Source organism: Pseudomonas sp. NFX183, from assembly GCF_047943075.1.
Taxonomy (GTDB): Bacteria; Pseudomonadota; Gammaproteobacteria; order Pseudomonadales; family Pseudomonadaceae; genus Aquipseudomonas.
In genome coordinates this window covers 3,757,329-3,773,979 of the sequence record NZ_CP181333.1, presented here as the reverse complement: position 1 = coordinate 3,773,979, position 16,651 = coordinate 3,757,329, and the positions used below count along the sequence as shown (strand labels likewise).

19 protein-coding genes are annotated in these 16,651 nt (G+C 60.4%); 1 reads left to right on the top strand and 18 read right to left on the bottom strand.

Annotated features, from left to right (window positions below; all coding sequences use genetic code 11):
• Position 1: 1 nt before the first annotated feature.
• The 15 genes from ACM530_RS17620 to ACM530_RS17550 form a co-directional block, all read right to left on the bottom strand.
• On the bottom strand, positions 2-607 hold the full coding sequence (locus tag ACM530_RS17620) for a DUF4823 domain-containing protein (protein WP_106576165.1): 606 nt from the start codon (positions 605-607) through the stop codon (positions 2-4).
• 108 nt (positions 608-715) lie between these two features.
• Complete coding sequence (locus ACM530_RS17615; protein WP_145159273.1) at positions 716-1,684, bottom strand: GTP 3',8-cyclase MoaA; 969 nt, start codon at positions 1,682-1,684, stop codon at positions 716-718.
• Between the two features lie 139 nt (positions 1,685-1,823).
• Positions 1,824-2,492 (bottom strand): TetR/AcrR family transcriptional regulator, encoded by a 669-nt coding sequence (locus ACM530_RS17610; protein WP_106576163.1) that lies wholly within the window; start codon positions 2,490-2,492, stop codon positions 1,824-1,826.
• Between the two features lie 443 nt (positions 2,493-2,935).
• A complete protein-coding gene (locus tag ACM530_RS17605; RefSeq protein WP_145159275.1) occupies positions 2,936-3,721 on the bottom strand; it encodes a TatD family hydrolase in 786 nt (261 codons plus the stop codon).
• Positions 3,722-3,783: 62 nt separating this feature from the next.
• Positions 3,784-4,773 (bottom strand): DNA polymerase III subunit delta', encoded by a 990-nt coding sequence (locus ACM530_RS17600; RefSeq protein ID WP_106576160.1) that lies wholly within the window; start codon positions 4,771-4,773, stop codon positions 3,784-3,786.
• Complete coding sequence (tmk, locus tag ACM530_RS17595; protein ID WP_262208518.1) at positions 4,766-5,398, bottom strand: dTMP kinase; 633 nt, start codon at positions 5,396-5,398, stop codon at positions 4,766-4,768. Before tmk ends, ACM530_RS17600 begins: the two co-directional genes overlap by 8 nt.
• A 19-nt stretch (positions 5,399-5,417) precedes the next feature.
• Positions 5,418-6,575 (bottom strand): endolytic transglycosylase MltG, encoded by a 1,158-nt coding sequence (mltG, locus tag ACM530_RS17590; protein ID WP_416362775.1) that lies wholly within the window; start codon positions 6,573-6,575, stop codon positions 5,418-5,420.
• Position 6,576: 1 nt separating this feature from the next.
• A complete protein-coding gene (gene pabC / locus ACM530_RS17585) occupies positions 6,577-7,392 on the bottom strand; it encodes an aminodeoxychorismate lyase (RefSeq protein WP_416362774.1) in 816 nt (271 codons plus the stop codon).
• Positions 7,392-8,636, bottom strand: a complete 1,245-nt coding sequence (gene fabF / locus ACM530_RS17580) for a beta-ketoacyl-ACP synthase II (protein ID WP_145159285.1) — start codon at positions 8,634-8,636, stop codon at positions 7,392-7,394. Before fabF ends, pabC begins: the two co-directional genes overlap by 1 nt.
• Before the next feature lie 144 nt (positions 8,637-8,780).
• Positions 8,781-9,017: an acyl carrier protein gene (gene acpP, locus ACM530_RS17575; protein WP_016973676.1), complete on the bottom strand. Its 237-nt coding sequence runs from the start codon at positions 9,015-9,017 to the stop codon at positions 8,781-8,783.
• Between the two features lie 191 nt (positions 9,018-9,208).
• Entirely contained in the window at positions 9,209-9,952 is a 744-nt protein-coding gene (fabG, locus tag ACM530_RS17570; RefSeq protein ID WP_106576155.1) for a 3-oxoacyl-ACP reductase FabG, read from the bottom strand.
• A gap of 32 nt (positions 9,953-9,984) precedes the next feature.
• Positions 9,985-10,923 carry an ACP S-malonyltransferase gene (gene fabD, locus ACM530_RS17565; protein ID WP_416362773.1) on the bottom strand — a complete coding sequence of 313 codons (939 nt, stop codon included), beginning with the start codon at positions 10,921-10,923 and terminating at the stop codon, positions 9,985-9,987.
• 144 nt (positions 10,924-11,067) lie between these two features.
• Entirely contained in the window at positions 11,068-12,078 is a 1,011-nt protein-coding gene (plsX, locus tag ACM530_RS17560; protein ID WP_416362772.1) for a phosphate acyltransferase PlsX, read from the bottom strand.
• A gap of 4 nt (positions 12,079-12,082) precedes the next feature.
• Positions 12,083-12,265, bottom strand: a complete 183-nt coding sequence (rpmF, locus tag ACM530_RS17555) for a 50S ribosomal protein L32 (RefSeq protein ID WP_008152339.1) — start codon at positions 12,263-12,265, stop codon at positions 12,083-12,085.
• A 13-nt stretch (positions 12,266-12,278) separates the two neighbouring features.
• Positions 12,279-12,809 carry a YceD family protein gene (locus tag ACM530_RS17550; RefSeq protein ID WP_032886799.1) on the bottom strand — a complete coding sequence of 177 codons (531 nt, stop codon included), beginning with the start codon at positions 12,807-12,809 and terminating at the stop codon, positions 12,279-12,281.
• Positions 12,810-12,914: 105 nt separating this feature from the next.
• Between ACM530_RS17550 and ACM530_RS17545 the strand changes: the two genes are divergently transcribed.
• Complete coding sequence (locus ACM530_RS17545) at positions 12,915-13,493, top strand: Maf family protein (protein WP_242196141.1); 579 nt, start codon at positions 12,915-12,917, stop codon at positions 13,491-13,493.
• 130 nt (positions 13,494-13,623) lie between these two features.
• Here ACM530_RS17545 and ACM530_RS17540 read toward each other — a convergent pair whose 3' ends face one another.
• Genes ACM530_RS17540 through rluC form a run of 3 tightly spaced genes read right to left on the bottom strand, consistent with a single transcriptional unit; the run spans position 13,624 to position 16,237 of the window.
• Positions 13,624-14,607 (bottom strand): S49 family peptidase, encoded by a 984-nt coding sequence (locus ACM530_RS17540; protein WP_145159295.1) that lies wholly within the window; start codon positions 14,605-14,607, stop codon positions 13,624-13,626.
• A 21-nt stretch (positions 14,608-14,628) separates the two neighbouring features.
• Positions 14,629-15,291, bottom strand: a complete 663-nt coding sequence (locus tag ACM530_RS17535; protein ID WP_262208523.1) for an HAD-IA family hydrolase — start codon at positions 15,289-15,291, stop codon at positions 14,629-14,631.
• The gene (rluC, locus tag ACM530_RS17530; protein ID WP_058427510.1) at positions 15,278-16,237 is read right to left on the bottom strand and encodes a 23S rRNA pseudouridine(955/2504/2580) synthase RluC; all 960 of its coding nucleotides are present in this window, start codon (positions 16,235-16,237) and stop codon (positions 15,278-15,280) included. Before rluC ends, ACM530_RS17535 begins: the two co-directional genes overlap by 14 nt.
• Positions 16,238-16,651: the final 414 nt, after the last annotated feature.

Sequence of the window (16,651 nt, the reverse complement as noted above, 5' to 3'; positions counted from 1 at the left end):
TTTACTGATCTCCCATGCCCAGCAGGCCGCGGGCGTACTGCGCCAGGGGGCGGGCAATCAGATCTTCTGGCTTGTTGTCGTGGAACGTCAGTAAACCGCCACGACTGCGAATACGTGCAGTATCAATCAAATACTGGGTGCTGGTCTCGATCAACATGATCTGGATGACGCCGCTGTCCAGCCCGACGCGGTCCAGCGCCTGTTGGTCCGTCCATTCATCGGCATTGCCGATGCGGTCATCGGCTGCAGCGAAGCGGCAATACAACAGGTAATGCGCACCCGCCCCACGGGCTTCGGCCATCGCCTGCTCCAGGCCTTCGGGCTTGCGCGCGCGGCGCACCATCGGGAAGTATTCGACAAAGCCGTTGAAGGCTTCTTCGGCCACCACGTTAGGTCGCGGATAAGCGCTGCCCGGCGGCACAAACGCACCTTGGGCGATAAAGACAAAAGAGTCCGGCTGTATGCGAATCGACGCAGTGCGGCGGGTATCACTGTGGTCCAGCAAGCCGGCGTCGCTCATCTGATAGCGGGTGCCTTCGGCCATATCGCTGACGGTCATGCAACCACTCAGCGTCAACGACGCCAGCAACAAAACCAGACTACGCATCCTAATCCTCCAGAAGCCGGTGACGGAAAACCGGCGAATGGGCGTGAGATGCAGAATCCGCGCCATCCGGCAGCGCCGCAAATGAAATGTGGGAGGAGCGTGCGTGGGCTAGCCGCCGATGATCTTCATGATGGTGGCACCGCCGGAGAAGGCCACTTCCTGTTTGTCGCCCAGGGCCTTCATCAGCAGGCCTTGCAAGGCGGGGAGCGCCTGATGGCGCGGCAGGTCGAGCAGGTCGCCGACGTAATGACGGTTGCTCGACGACAGGCAGCCATGCAGCCAGCCGGTAGACGACAAACGCAGACGCGAACACGTCCGGCAAAACGGCACGCTTTCATTGGCGATGACACCAAAGAAGCCCTGGCCCGGCACCTCGTAGCGCACTGCGGTGGCGTCTACTGGCGCGTTGGCTTGCAGGTATTCGTGGTGTTCACCGATCAGGCTGAGCAGTTGCTGCAGGCTGACGAATTGCTGCAGGAAGGCGTTGGAATCCTTGGCCAGATGGCCCATGCGCATCAGTTCGATAAATCGCAACTCGTAGCCACGCTCAAGGCAGTAGTCGAGCAGCGGCATGACCTGGTCCAGGTTCTGCCCGCGCAACGGCACCATGTTCACTTTGATCTTGATCCCCGCGGCGCGGGCCTGGTCCATGCCATCAAGCACGGTGGCCAAGTCGCCGCCGCGGGCGATGCTACGGAAGGCGTCGGCGTCCAGGGTGTCGAGTGAAACGTTGATGCGGCGAATGCCGGCATCCACCAGCAGCGGCAGTTTGCGCGCCAGCAATTGGCCGTTGGTGGTCAGGCTGATATCACTGAGGCCCATTCCGCCGACCGCGCTCATGAAGGCTTCCAGCTTGGGGCTGACCAGCGGTTCGCCGCCCGTGATGCGCAGGCGGTCGATGCCCGCCGCTTCGATCAGGTACGCCACCCCACGGGCCATAGCCTCGGCCGAGAGTTCGTCCTGGGCAGCCACCAGCCGCTTGCCGTTAGGCACGCAGTAGGTACACGCGTAGTTGCAGGCTGAGGTCAGGCTGATTCGCAAGTTGCGAAATCGCCTGCCTTGACGATCAACGATCATGGATCACTCCGGCAGAGGATGATTCGGGCGCGCTAAAAGCTGACCTATAAATCAACTTTTAGCAAGGTCCTTGCCTGAGTATATTCCTGGGGTACTGCAACTGGCAGTAAATCATTGCGCCATCACTGTCGGGAATAGCTCAAGCAGCGGGGGTTTCACCGCTCTTGGGCTCAGCGCCCGGCAGTTCAGCGCTGTGCTTGCGTTTGTTGCCCATGCGCACGCCTATGTCCATCAGGAACTGGAAGAAACCTTCCTGATCTTCCAGCACGTTGCTCCAGAACGGCGAGTGGTACAGCGCCACCGCGCCGTGCACCAACGCCCAGGCGGCGCAGTAGTGGAAATAAGGCGGCACATCTTCAAGCTTGCCTTCGCTGATGCGACCTTTGATCAGCAGGGTCAGGCGCTCAAAGTTCGAGGCGCGAATCTTGTGCAGCTCCTCGACCATTTCCGGAACCTGATTGCCCTTGACCACTTTCTCTTCCAGGCGATCGAACAGGCGGTAGCGCTGCGGATCACGCATGCGGAACTCGAAATAGGCGCGGGACAAGGCTTCCTTGTCTTTGTCGACATCGGCTGAGTGCAGCAGCTCGTTCAAGTCGCGCTCGTAGTCGAGCATCAGGCGCAGGTAAATCTCGGCCTTTGACTTGAAGTGCTTGTAGATCGTGCCTTTGCCGATACCCACGGCATCCGCAATCATCTCGACGGTGACGCTGTCTTCACCTTGTTCGAGGAACAGCTTGAGTGCAGTGTCGAGAATTTCCTGCTCACGGCGGCGAAACTCACGGACCTTACGGGGTTCTTTTTGCATGAGGGAGAAGTCTGCAGAGGTCAAAGTGGGAGGGTTGCGCAGGGCCATTGATACGTGGCGATACGATTTACCCAGTGCGAGGGATTATCCCGACTGAACAGTCGTTGGGCAACGCCTATGTGAACCCGTTATGCACTTAACTTTCAGCACGCCAACGTTTTCGCCGTTATCAGTCAGAAACAATACGCAGTAAAGACACCCGTGCACCTGCGCAATGAGAACTCAAGCGAAGCGCGCGTATTCCAAATCTGTTTAAAAAACGATCAGATGCGACTGGACTGAATGGGATCCTGATCAATACTTGAACTGTCGGCGTGGCATCTCCCCCAAGTGACGCGTCGACCTGGGTACCGACGGACTGTGTACCCTTGTTTACTCCTAATGGTCTTAGCCCGGATTCACCCCCCAGAACCCGGGTTTTTTTTGCCTGCAATTTGGCCCTATCAGCCGCCGACGTGGGCCAGTGGGAACAGGCGCTTGAAGTTTTCGGTGGTCTGCTCGGCGAAGCGTTCGTACGACTCACCCCGCAGCATTGCCAGGTAATCCGCCACATCGCGCACGTATTCCGGCAGGTTCGGCTTGCCGCGATGGGGGATGGGTGCCAGGTAGGGCGAATCGGTTTCCACCAGCAGGCGGTCGGCCGGCACCTGGCGCGCCACATCACGCAGGGCATCGGCGTTGCGGAAGGTGACGATGCCCGACAGGGAAATGTAGAAGCCCAGGTCCAGTGCGGCCTTGGCCATGTCCCAGTCTTCGGTAAAGCAATGCAGCACGCCGGCCTGGGGCAACGCGGCCTCGCGCAGCAGCGTCAGGGTGTCTGCGCGGGCGCCACGGGTGTGAACGATCACCGGTTTGCCGGTTTGCTGGGCGGCCTGCAGGTGCAGGCGGAACGACGCCTGCTGCAACTCAGCGGCCTCGGGCTCGTAGTGGTAATCCAGGCCGGTTTCGCCAATCGCCACCACGCGAGGGTGATTGAGTTCGCCCAGCAGCCAATCGAGGGCGGGGGCTTCGCCGGGCTTGAGGTCCAGCGGGTGAATGCCCACCGAACAATCGACATCGGCATAACGATCAGCCAGCGCTTTGACGTCGGCGGCATTTTCAGCGCTGACACCAATGCACAGGAAGTGCCCTACTCCACGCTGGCGCGCAGCTTCAAGGGCAGCATCGAGGGAGCCACCATGTTGGGCAAGGTCGAGGCGATCAAGGTGGCAATGGGAATCTACGAGCATAGGAATGTACAACTTGAGTCACGGAAAGTGTCTGGCCGACGATACACCGTCGGCCGCGGAAATTAACGCCGGCCGAGCAAGCCGACCCACTGCACCAGCAATGCTTCGAGTAACAGCACGCGGTTGAGGTTGGCTTTGCCGAGCACCTTCTGGCGCTGGGCCAGAATCCAGTCCTGGATATTCAGCACCTTGTCCTGCGCGCTTTTCTGCGCCAGGTACTGCACCACTTTGCGCATGTCCGGCAGGCCCAGGCCGGTTTCATCCTGGGTCAACTGGTAGCGCAGGATGAGGCTCGACCAGTCACAGAACCAGTCGAACAGCAGCAATAACGGAATATCCTTCCACGCGCTTTCGGCCAGTTGCGTCGCGGACAGCTCCTGCTTGAGCAGCTTTTTCACGCCATCGACCACCAGCGCACGTTGTTCACGCACGCCCTGGGCGTGCAGCTTCACGGCCGCCAAGGGGGAACCTGCGGCCAGGGTCAGCAACTCGACGCGTTCGTCTTCGCCGCACTCGGGCAGCGCCTGCGCCAGCCACTGCAGGCTCATCGCTTCGCTCGGCAACGGACAGGCCTGCTGCACGCAACGACTGCGAATGGTCGGCAACAGGCGGCTGGACTGGTGACTCACCAGCAACAGCACCGTATCGCCCGACGGCTCTTCCAGGCTTTTTAGCAAGGCGTTGGCGGCGTTGATGTTCATCGCCTCCACCGGCTCGATCAGCACCACTTTGCGCCCGCCCATCTGCGCGGTCTGCACCACGAAGCTGACGAGGTCACGCACCTGGTCGACCTTGATCGCCTTGTCGGCTTCCTCGGGCTCCAGCAGGTAGTTGTCGGGGTGGCTGCCGGCCTTGAGCAGCAGGCAGGATTTGCACTCACCGCAAGCCTCCAGATTGACCGGACGCTGGCATAACAGGCTGGCCATCAAGCGCTCGGCCAACGCACGCTTGCCGATACCCGCTGGCCCATGCAGCAAATACGCATGCGCATGCTGGGCACGCCCGGCCAGTTGCTGCCAGAGGCTGTCCTGCCACGGATAGGCTTCAGCCACGGGCGCGCTCCAGCAGCGTCGGCACCAGGGCGTCGATGGCGTGCTGTACCTGCGCCAGCGGCTGGGCGGCGTCCAGCAGGTGGTAGCGCGCGGGCTCCGCCTTGGCGCGTTGCAGGAACGCACTGCGCACCGCATCGAAAAACACCTGGCCTTCCAGTTCGAAGCGGTCCAGACGCCCCCGGGCACTGGCACGGGCCATCCCCACTTCCACCGGCAGGTCGAACAGCAAGGTCAGGTCTGGACGCAAATCGCCCTGGACGAAAGTTTCCAACGTGGCGATACGCGCCAGGCACAAGCCGCGCCCGCCGCCCTGGTAGGCGTAGGTCGAATCGGTGAAACGGTCGCAAATCACCACCGCGCCACGCGCAAGGGCTGGGCGAATCACCTCGGCCAGGTGCTGAGCGCGTGCAGCAAACACCAGCAGCAGCTCGGTGTCCGCGTTCATCGGTTCTTCACCCGGGGCCAGCAATACTTCACGGATGCGCTCGGCGAGCGGCGTGCCGCCGGGTTCGCGGGTCAATACCACCTCGATGCCCTCCGCGCGCAGGCGTTCGGCCAGGTAATCGCGGTTGGTGCTTTTGCCGGCGCCTTCCGGGCCTTCCAGGGTAATAAACAAGCCAGTCACAGGCAGTCCTTAGTCAGAGTCATTGCGGGCTTTGCGGCGCGGCGGTATCCGGCGCAGCCTCGACGGGCTTTTCAACCGGCGCTTCGGTCGGTGCTTCGGTCGGTGCTTCGGCAGGAGGCGCCGCGTCTTCCGCCGGTTTCACCGCCGGCGCAGGGCTGGAACGGTAATCGGCACGGCGCTTGAGCTGAAACTCGCGCACGGCGGCATTATGCGCATCCAGGTCATCGGAGAAAATATGACTGCCATCGCCACGGGCGACGAAATACAGGCTGCTGCCCGGCACCGGGTTCAACGCCGCATGAATCGCCTCGCGGCCGACCATCGCGATCGGCGTCGGCGGCAGGCCGGCGATCATGTAGGTGTTGTAAGGGTTGGCTTCTTTGAGATGCGCGCGGGTCAACTTGCCGTTGTAGCGCTCGCCCAGGCCGTAGATCACTGTCGGGTCGGTCTGCAGCAACATGCCGATCTTCATGCGCCGCACGAACACGCCGGCGATTTGCCCGCGCTCTTCCGGCACACCGGTCTCTTTCTCGACCAGGGAGGCCATGATCAGCGCTTGGTAAGGGTCGGTGTAGGGCGCATCGGCGGCGCGTTTGCTCCACTCCTGGGCAAGTACATCATCCAGACGGTTGTAGGCTTTTTTGAGGAATTCGACGTCGGTCATGCCGCGCACGAAGCGGTAAGTGTCAGGAAAGAACCGCCCTTCAGGGAACACGCCGGGGTGACCAAGCTTGTCCATCACTTCACTGTCACTGAGGCCCGACAGGGTTTGCACGATCTTTTCATGCTTGGCGAGGGCCGACCGCACCTGACGGAAGTTCCAGCCTTCGACCAGCGTCAGGCTGTATTGCACCACTTCGCCGCGCTGCCACAGGCCAATCAAGCCTTCGGCGGTAAGGCCTGGGGTCATGCGGTATTCGCCGCTGTGCAGCGGCTGGCCGTCGAGGTTGAAGCGCCAGTACAGACGCAACCAGAAAGCACCATCCAGCACGCCTTCGGCTTCAAGGCGATTGAAGGTGCCCGTCGGGGTCGACCCGGCAGGCACATCAAGCAATTGTTCCTGGGTCAGATTCAGGGGCTGCTTCAAGGCAGAATCGAGCTTCCAGGCCGAGAAACCCAGCAGCAAGCCTGCCGAGACCAGGCCGATCTGCAGCAGTAAAACCAGTTTTCGTATCAACTCAAATATCCAATAGCGCGCGAACAATGCCCTGCAGTTTACGGGTGAGCGGCCCAACCGACCAGCTCATCGCAGCGCAACTGCGCACCGGCCAAATGCCATAAACGCTGTTGCACACGAAGACTTCATCGGCCTGCTGTAACTGCTCAACGCTGATGTCGGCCACGGCCAGCGGGATACCCAGTGCATGTGCCTGGGCCAGAATCTCGGCGCGCATGACCCCGGCAACGCCACAACGATTCAGATCAGCGGTCAGTAACACGCCATTGCGAACCAGGAACAGGTTGCTGAACACGCCCTCGATAACGCGACCAGACATATCCAGCATTAAACCTTCGGCATGCTCGGCATCCTGCCACTCGGCGCGGGCGATCACTTGTTCCAGGCGATTAAGGTGCTTGAGACCGGCGAGCAAAGGCTGCTCGGCCAAACGGGTGGCGCACGCAAACAGGCGGATGCCGTCGGTTGCGTGAGCGTGGGGATAGGTCGCGGGCGGATTGCCCTGCAAGATACTGCGCACCGGGGCGCCGGGGTTGATGCCATAACCGCGCTGGCTGTCGCCGCGGGTGAGGATCAACTTAAGCACTGCGTCGCCAAGAGCGGCGGCGTAAGCCAAGACTTCGTTGCGGATCAGTGCGTGATCCGTGATCAACGCAAGGCGCCGGCAGCCCTCCTCGAGGCGTTGCAGGTGGCGGTCGAGCAGCACGGGCTGCCCGGCCTTGACGGCGATGGTTTCAAACAGCCCATCACCGTACGCCAGGCCGCGATCTTTCAGGGGCACGCTGTCCGCTGGCTGACCGTCGACCCAGCTGTGCATCACTCGGCGAACCGGCGGAACACCAGGGAGCCGTTGGTGCCACCAAACCCGAAGGAGTTGGAGATCACCACGTCGATTGGCATCGGCTGGGCTTCGTGGGGGACGAAGTTCAGGTCGCAACCTTCGTCCGGCTCATCAAGGTTGATGGTCGGCGGAGCGACCTGATCCTTGATGGCCATCACGCTGAAGATCGCCTCGACCGCGCCTGCTGCACCCAACAGGTGGCCGGTCATGGACTTGGTGGAGCTGACCGCCAGCTTGTAGGCGTGCTCGCCAAACACCGACTTGATGGCCTCGGCTTCCGCCAGGTCGCCGGTCGGGGTCGAGGTGCCGTGAGCGTTGATGTACTGCACCTGGTCGGGATTCACCTTCGCGTCGCGCAACGCATTGGTGATGCAGCGCGCAGCGCCGGCACCGTCGGACGGTGGCGACGTCATGTGATAGGCATCGCCGCTCATGCCAAAGCCGATCAGCTCGGCGTAGATGGTGGCGCCACGCGCCTTGGCGTGCTCCAACTCTTCGAGCACCAGGGCACCGGCGCCGTCAGACAGTACAAAACCGTCACGGCCCTTGTCCCACGGACGGCTGGCACGGGTCGGTTCGTCATTGCGCGTCGACAGCGCACGGGACGCGCCGAAGCCGCCCATGCCCAGGCCGCAGGCGGCCATTTCAGCGCCACCGGCGATCATCACGTCCGCCTCGTCATAGGCGATGTTGCGCGCCGCCATGCCGATGCAGTGAGTGCCCGTGGTGCACGCCGTAGCAATGGCGTAGTTAGGCCCCTGCGCACCCAAGTGGATGGACAGGAAGCCGGAAATCATATTGATGATCGAGCCCGGTACGAAGAACGGTGAAATTCGACGGGGGCCGGAATCGTGCAGCGTGCGGCTGGTTTCTTCGATATTGGTCAAACCGCCAATACCCGAACCCATGGCCACGCCGATGCGGTCACGGTTGGCGTCGGTGACTTCCAGGCCGGCATTACGCACCGCCTGAAAACCGGCTGCCAGGCCGTACTGAATGAACAGGTCGAGTTTGCGGGACTCTTTGATCGAGAGGTATTCCTCGACATTAAAGCCCTTTACCGAGCCGCCAAAACGGGTGGAATAGGCAGAAAGGTCCGTGTGCTCGATCAGACCGATACCACTGTGGCCAGCCAGAATGCCCTGCCAACTGCTTGGCACATCCGTACCCAGTGGCGACAACATACCCATACCGGTGACTACGACGCGTCTACGCGACACAGCACTCTCCTTTTTTCTTGATGGCGACACTTCGCTTCAGCACGCATTTTATCAGCGCTGAAGTTTCATCAGAGCTAAAGAAAAAACCGCACGCCGTTACAGCAGTGCGGTTTTTCCCTAACAGCAAGCGACGACTACAAACTATTACGCCTGGTGGGCAGTAACGTAGTCGATAGCAGCTTGAACAGTAGTGATTTTTTCAGCTTCTTCGTCCGGGATTTCGGTCTCGAATTCCTCTTCCAGAGCCATCACCAGCTCAACGGTGTCAAGGGAATCGGCACCCAGGTCTTCTACGAAGGAAGCGCTGTTGGTCACTTCTTCTTCTTTAACGCCCAGTTGCTCGGCGACGATTTTCTTGACGCGTTCTTCGATGGTGCTCATACCTTGTTTAACTCCTAATGGACAAATTCAGGCAGCTGGCCAGTGGGTAAGTGTATAGAAAGCCATTTCAGCTTTTCAACTGAAAGCTTCACCCTGTACCCGGTCGGCCACCAGCCTATAAATTAAGTTGCAGCTTTATAACGGATTTTAGACAGCTCGTATGACATTTTTTTGAAGCGATCCGTCACAATTTAACTCATGTACATCCCGCCGTTCACCGGGATTGTAGCCCCAGTCACGTATGCCGCACCGTCGGATGCCAGGAAAGTGACCACATTTGCGATCTCTTGAGCCTGGCCCAGACGGCCCAGCGGAATCTGCGTCAGCAACGCTTCACGCTGTGCTTCCGGCAGTTCGCGGGTCATATCGGTGTCGATGAACCCAGGGGCCACCGAGTTGACCGTAATCGACCGCGAACCGACTTCACGCGCCAATGCACGGCTGAAACCTTCCAGACCGGCTTTGGCCGCCGCGTAGTTTACTTGGCCTGCGTTGCCCATGGCACCCACTACGGAGCCAATATTGATAATTCGGCCCCAACGCGCCTTGGTCATGCCACGCAAAACGCCCTTGGACAGGCGAAACAGACTGTTCAAGTTGGTATCGACCACGTCGTACCACTCGTCGTCTTTCATGCGCATCATCAGGTTGTCGCGGGTGATACCGGCGTTGTTCACCAGAATAGCCGGTGCGCCAAATTGTGCAGTGATTTGAGCCAGCACAGCGGCAACCGACTCATCGTTGGTCACGTTCAGCTCAAGGCCAGTGCCTTGAACGCCGTTTTCCTTCAAGGTGGCGGCGATACGCTCGGCACCCGAGGCGGATGTCGCGGTGCCGATGACTACGGCGCCCTGACGGCCCAGTTCCAGGGCGATCGCCTGGCCAATGCCACGGCTCGCGCCGGTAACCAGTGCAACTTTACCTTGCAGACTCATGCAGGCTTCTCCTAAGTTCGGGGATCAGGGATTCAGGCCAGTGCCGCGCGGGCGGCAGCGAAGGCATCCGGGGTATTGAGGTTGGCAGTCGAGACGCCGTCGGCGCAGCGCTTGTTCAGGCCAGCCAGGACCTTGCCCGGGCCACACTCGACAAGCTCGGTGGCCCCCTTGGCCGCCAGGGTCTGGACCGACTCAACCCAGCGCACAGGCTTGTAGAGTTGCTCCAGCAGGTCGCGCTTGAGGGTCTCGAGGTCGGCGGCAACGGCCGCGCTGACGTTCTGCACCAGCGGAATCTGCGGCGCCTGCCAGTTGATGGCGGCGATGGACTCGGCAAACCGCTCGGCAGCCGGGCGCATCAGCTCACAGTGGGACGGCACGCTGACCGGCAATGGCAAGGCGCGCTTGGCACCACGAGCCTTGCAACCTTCGATGGCACGCTCAACGGCAGCCTTGGCACCGGCGATCACCACCTGGCCAGGCGAGTTGAAGTTCACCGCGCTGACCACTTCGCCTTGGGCCGCTTCGGCGCAGGCGTCGATCACCACGGCGTCGTCCAGACCCAGGATAGCGGCCATGCCGCCCTGCCCGGCCGGAACGGCTTCTTGCATCAGTTGGCCGCGACGCTCTACCAACTTGACCGCTTCGCCCAGAGTCAGGCTGCCCGCAGCCACCAGGGCGCTGTATTCGCCCAGGCTGTGACCGGCCACGTAAGCCGGGCGCGCGCCACCTTCAGCCAGCCACAGGCGCCACAGCGCGATCGACGCGGTGAGGATGGCCGGCTGGGTTTTATCGGTTTGATTGAGTTGCTCTTCCGGCCCTTGCTGGGTCAGCGCCCACAGGTCGTAACCCAGGGCGTCGGAAGCTTCCTTGAAGGTGTCCAGGATCAACGGATGTTGCGCGCCCAGCTCGGCCAACATGCCGAGGGACTGCGAACCCTGCCCTGGAAAGACGAATGCGAGGGATGTAGACATGTAACAAGCCCCTAATGATCTGGTCGTCAAAAATGAACGCTCCCGATTTTGAGATGAATCCACGGGTGGGAGCGCACGAAACTGACAGATTGGATGGTCAATTGAACTGGCCGGTCACATTTAAGCATTCCCGGGCCAATTCGCCTAAGGCAACAAGTCCTCAAGACGGCCGTGCAAGCGTTGCGGCAGGTTTTCCTGGATCTCGATCAGCGCCCGCGCAATCGCACTTTGAAAACCTTGCACCCCTGCCGAGCCATGGCTTTTCACCACAATGCCCTGCAACCCCAGAAAGCTCGCACCGTTGTGCCGCGCCGGCGCCAGGTCGGCCTGCAAGCGGCGCATCAACGGCAGCGCCAGGGCGCCAACCATGCGTGAGGCGAGATTCTGCTTGAACAAGGCCTCGATACGCGTAGCGATCATGGTTGCAAGGCCTTCGCTGGACTTGAGCAGGATATTGCCGACAAACCCATCGCATACCACCACGTCGGCTTCGCCACGGTACACACCGTCACCTTCGACAAACCCGACGTAGTTCACCCCTCGCGCATTTTGCAGCAAGGCGGCGGCGAGCTTGACCTGCTGATTGCCCTTGATGTCTTCGGTGCCGATATTCAGCAACGCCACCCGCGGCCGGGTCACGCCCAACGCCTCAGCGGCCACCGAGCCCATCACCGCGAACTGGAACAGGTGCTCGGCACTGCAATCGACGTTCGCACCCAGGTCCAGCAGTTGGCAGTAGCCTTTTTGTGTGGGGATGGCCGCAACCATCGCCGGGCGATCGATCCCGGGCAGTGTCTTGAGCACATGCCGCGACAACGCCATCAAGGCTCCTGTATTGCCAGCACTGACACAGGCTTGCACCTTGGCATCACGCAACAGCTCAAGCGCCACCCGCATCGAAGAGTCGGGCTTGCCACGCAGGGCTGCCGCCGGCTTGTCATCCATGCTGATGGTTTCACTGGCTGGCGTAATCGTCAGGCGCGCGCGATCCACCGCCGGATGGCTGGCAATCAATTCTTCAAGAAGGGAGGGTTGACCGACGAGGGTCAGGTGCAGCGAGGGCGTAGCGGACAGGCTGGCAATGCAGGCCTGAACAATGCTGCGGGGACCGAAGTCCCCGCCCATTGCGTCAATCGCGATGACTTGAGCAGACAAGTGATTACTCGTCAGCGCCCTTGTCGATCACTTTACGGCCACGGTATACGCCTTCTGGCGATACGTGGTGACGCAGGTGAATTTCACCGGTGGTTTTTTCTACAGACAGAGTGCTTGCCGTCAGGGCATCGTGCGAACGACGCATGTCACGGGCAGAGCGGGATTTTTTGTTCTGCTGAACAGCCATAATTGATTAACTCCTAAACGTTTGGGTCACGCTTTAACTGCGCCAATACACTGAACGGGTTGGACCGCGTTACCTCGTCCTCGCTCGGCTCGGCCTCGTCATCGAGACCCTCCGGCTGCTGGCATTCTTCCGGATGATGAGCAGGCACAATGGGCAAGGCGAGCAAAAGCTCCTCCTCGATCAGTGCATGCAGATCCAAAGGATCTTCGCCCAGTTCCAGCACGTCATAACCTTTCGGCAACGACTGGGTATTCGCACCCTCCTTCACCACAGCGTAACTGCATTCGCTGTGAATCGGCAGGGTGACCAGCTCAAGACAACGCTGGCAAACCATTTTGACTTCGGTGTCGATAAAACTGTGGATTACCACAGACTTACGTTCATCTCGTTCAAAAACAAATTTGGCCTGCACCGTACCGACAGTGTCGGAAAGCGGGTCGCAGAGTCTCTCCAAATCGGCCAGCAGCAATTCACCTTGAAGGGAAGTGCCACGATCTGCCAATTTGCGCGGGTCAACGTGAGGTGGAATCGGGTCATTCAACATAGGCGCAGCATTATAGGGATGCACCCGGCCATGTCAAAGGAAATTCAGCCCTGTGCGTCAGCCGGTCACCCCGCTAGAATCCCCGGCTGCTCTGAGGAGACGCCTATGCTGCCTTTATTACTTGCATCCAGCTCGGTTTATCGCCGGGAATTGCTGAGCCGCCTGCACCTGCCGTTCATCTGCAGCTCGCCGGATATCGACGAAAGCCACCGTGAAAATGAATCCGCCATTGAGCTGGTCAAGCGCCTGGCCGAACAGAAAGCTCGCGCCCTCGCCGGCAGCCATCCGGGGCATTTGATCATTGGCTCCGATCAGGTCGCTGCTCTGGAAGGCAGGATCATCGGCAAGCCCCACACCTTCGAGAACGCGCGCGCGCAACTGCTGGCAGCGAGCGGCAAGCGTGTCAGCTTCCTTACCGGGCTGGCGCTGCTGAACAGCGAGACCGGGCACTGCCAGGTCGACTGCGTACCGTTTACGGTGCACATGCGCGAACTGAGCGCTGAACGCATCGAGCGTTATCTTCGGATCGAGCAACCTTATGACTGCGCCGGCAGCTTCAAGGCCGAGGGACTGGGCGTGAGCTTGTTCCAGAGCACCGAAGGGCCGGATGCGACCAGCCTGATCGGCCTGCCACTGATTCGCCTGGTGGACATGCTGCTGGCCGAAGGCGTACAGATCCCCTAAGCCCACCACAAAACCAATGTGGGAGCTGGCTTGCCTGCGATGCACACACCTCGGAACATCAGTCGAACCGAGGTGACGCTATCGCAGGCAAGCCAGCTCCCACAGTTTGAACCCTGTCGCTTTCGAGGTATCAGCGCAGCGTCGGGCCCTGGAAGCCCATGTACATCGCCAGCTTCTCGGCCACGCTGGCACCCAGCTTCTTGGAGAAGCGATCAAACGGCGATTCCTGAACAGTGAAATCCACCAATTCCTTCTCGCCAATCACATCCCGCGCCACCGAACTGGCACTGCCCAGCCCATCGATCAAGCCCAGCGGCAATGCCTGCTCGCCCGACCACACCAGCCCGGAGAACAGCTCCGGATGGTCTTTGTCCTTCAGACGATCGCCACGCCCCTGCTTCACGCTGGCAATGAACTGACGGTGAGTGGTATCGAGCACGCCCTGCCAGAACTGGGTTTCATCGGCTTTTTGCGGCTGGAACGGGTCGAGGAACGCTTTGTGCTCACCCGAGGTGTAAGTGCGACGCTCAACCCCCAGCTTCTCCATGGTGCCGACGAAGCCATAACCGGCCGCCGTCACACCAATGGAGCCGACCAGGCTGGCCTTGTCGGCGTAGATCTGGTCAGCGGCGCTGGCGATGTAATAGGCGCCCGAGGCGCCCAGGTCGGAAATCACCGCATACACCTTGATATCCGGATGCAGGCCGCGCAGACGGCGAATCTCGTCATACACGTAACCCGACTGCACCGGACTGCCACCTGGGCTGTTGATGCGCAGGATCACGCCCTTGACCTTCGGGTCTTCAAACGCCGCGCGCAGGCTGCTGACAATATTGTCGGCGCTGGCGGACTCTTTGTCGGCGATCACGCCACGCACTTCGATCAAGGCGGTGTAGTTACTGCCACGGGTAGCGCTTTTTTCCATGTCCATCAGTGGACTGAACAGCACCAGCATCGCGAGCAGCCAGATAAAGGTCAGCAGCTTGAAGAAAATCCCCCAACGCCGCGCACGACGCTGTTCCTGAACACTGGCCAGGAGGGTCTTCTCCAGCAGCTTCCAGCTTTTATCATCGCTGCTATCCGCCTTTTCCGGCGCCTTCCACTCGTCACTCATGCCATTAACCCCAGCAAAGACTTATTGGGCCCGGCTGAGCCAGGCCTGCAGTTCGGAAAAATGATCAATCGTCAGCCTCGGCTCGTACTGCTGCAAGGCCTCGGCAGCCTGAGCGCCGTAGCTGACCGCCACACTGTCCATGCCAGCATTGCGCGCCATCATCAGGTCGAAGGAGGCATCGCCTACCATCAACGCCTGACGCGGCGACACACCACAATGGGCAAGGATCTGCTCAAGCATCAGAGGATGAGGCTTGCTGGCGGTTTCATCCGCCGCCCGGGTGATGTCGAAATAATCTTCGAAGTTGTGCGCCTTAAGGACCCGGTCCAACCCGCGACGGGCTTTGCCGGTGGCGACTGCCAAGTGATAACCCTGGGCACGAAAGGCCTCCAGCGATTGCACCACACCGTCGAACAGCGGCGAAGGCGTGGCCTCCAGCGCGATGTAGTGTTCGGCGTAATGGTCGCGAAAGGTCACCAGCTCAGCGTCACTGATCTTGGGGTACAGGGTACGGATGGCTTCAGGCAAGCCCAGGCCGATGATGCCTTTGACCGCGAGATCGGTGCACAACGCAAAGCCCGAGCGGGTTGAAGCTGCGTGCATTGATTCCACGATCCGCCCGATGGAATCGCACAGGGTGCCGTCCCAGTCAAAGATCAGCAGTTTGTAATCAAGGTGCGACACTCAAACGCTCCACGGTCTTGGCCCACATCTCGTCGACCGGCGCCTGCAGCTTGAGCTCACCGCCATCAGGCAGCGGAACCGTCAGCATGTAGGCGTGAAGGAACAGGCGCTTGCCGCCCAGGTCGCGGATTTCCTTGGAAAAATCCTCATCACCGTACTTGGTGTCACCGGCGATGCAGTGGCCTGCGTGCAGGGTATGCACGCGAATCTGGTGAGTACGCCCGGTCACTGGCTTGGCCTCGACCATGGTGGCGAAGTCACCGAAACGGCGCAGCACCTTGAACAGGGTCAGGGCTTCTTTGCCCTCCTCGTCCACTTCGACCATACGCTCGCCGGAGCGCAGGTTGCTCTTCTGCAGCGGCGCACGAACGCTTTTGATCGAGCTCGCCCAGTTGCCACGCACCAGCGCCATGTAGCGCTTGTCGACACCATCGCCACGCAGGGCGGTGTGCAGGTGGCGCAACATGCTGCGCTTTTTGGCGATCATCAGTAGACCGGAGGTGTCGCGGTCCAGGCGGTGGACCAACTCCAGCTCCTTGGCATCCGGGCGCAACTGACGAAACGCTTCGATCACGCCGAAATTCAGGCCGCTGCCGCCGTGCACCGCAATGCCGCACGGTTTGTTGATCACGATCAGCTTGCTGTCTTCGAAAACAATTGAAGCCTCAAGGCGCTGCAGCAGGCCTTGGGCCAGCGGCACGGGTTCGTCACGCTCAGGCACGCGAACCGGCGGCACACGGACGATATCGCCCGCCTGCAGCTTGTACTCGGGCTTGATGCGGCCTTTGTTCACGCGCACTTCGCCTTTACGCAAGATGCGGTAAATCAAGGTCTTGGGCACGCCTTTGAGCCTGGCCAGGAGAAAATTGTCGATGCGTTGGCCGGCATATTCCGGCGAGACCTCGAGCAGCTGGACGCTGGGGGTCTGGGGGGCGGTAGTCGTCATGGCGGCGATGATAACAATTTTTTATGGAATTGAAGCACTTAATCATTGCTGCTATAGTCGCGAACGCCGCCAAAAGCGGCCTGGACAGAGGACTTGCGGCAAACTGCCGGCCCTGACCATCGCAATTCATCAGGACGCGAGGCCGTCCTACGGGGCTTTTGCCACCTTGGAAGGCTCGAGATTGTAACAAGCGCAGGTGACATGAGGCCTGAAGCGAGTGCAGAAAGCAGAGTGAATACTCGCGTTCTGCGCCGATATTTACGGCCAGTTCACAAAGTGCAGTCAGTCTTGAGCCAGACCATGGCGAAAGCTTCGGAAACAACGCCTGTTAAGAGCTGAGTGAGAGCGCAGTCGCCCACACCTAGTCTTGTTTAGCCATGAGCGTGGACTCCCCATTGGAGAACACGGTAAATG

Coding starts and splice junctions, on each gene's coding strand:
- ACM530_RS17615 (WP_145159273.1), bottom strand. CDS start 1,684: ATGATCGTTGATCGTCAAGGCAGGCGATTTCGCAACTTGCGAATCAGC.
- rluC (WP_058427510.1), bottom strand. CDS start 16,237: ATGACGACTACCGCCCCCCAGACCCCCAGCGTCCAGCTGCTCGAGGTC.
- ACM530_RS17540 (WP_145159295.1), bottom strand. CDS start 14,607: ATGAGTGACGAGTGGAAGGCGCCGGAAAAGGCGGATAGCAGCGATGAT.
- ACM530_RS17605 (WP_145159275.1), bottom strand. CDS start 3,721: ATGCTCGTAGATTCCCATTGCCACCTTGATCGCCTCGACCTTGCCCAA.
- pabC (WP_416362774.1), bottom strand. CDS start 7,392: ATGCACAGCTGGGTCGACGGTCAGCCAGCGGACAGCGTGCCCCTGAAA.
- fabG (WP_106576155.1), bottom strand. CDS start 9,952: ATGAGTCTGCAAGGTAAAGTTGCACTGGTTACCGGCGCGAGCCGTGGC.
- acpP (WP_016973676.1), bottom strand. CDS start 9,017: ATGAGCACCATCGAAGAACGCGTCAAGAAAATCGTCGCCGAGCAACTG.
- ACM530_RS17610 (WP_106576163.1), bottom strand. CDS start 2,492: ATGCAAAAAGAACCCCGTAAGGTCCGTGAGTTTCGCCGCCGTGAGCAG.
- rpmF (WP_008152339.1), bottom strand. CDS start 12,265: ATGGCTGTTCAGCAGAACAAAAAATCCCGCTCTGCCCGTGACATGCGT.
- fabD (WP_416362773.1), bottom strand. CDS start 10,923: ATGTCTACATCCCTCGCATTCGTCTTTCCAGGGCAGGGTTCGCAGTCC.
- ACM530_RS17550 (WP_032886799.1), bottom strand. CDS start 12,809: ATGTTGAATGACCCGATTCCACCTCACGTTGACCCGCGCAAATTGGCA.
- ACM530_RS17545 (WP_242196141.1), top strand. CDS start 12,915: ATGCTGCCTTTATTACTTGCATCCAGCTCGGTTTATCGCCGGGAATTG.
- ACM530_RS17620 (WP_106576165.1), bottom strand. CDS start 607: ATGCGTAGTCTGGTTTTGTTGCTGGCGTCGTTGACGCTGAGTGGTTGC.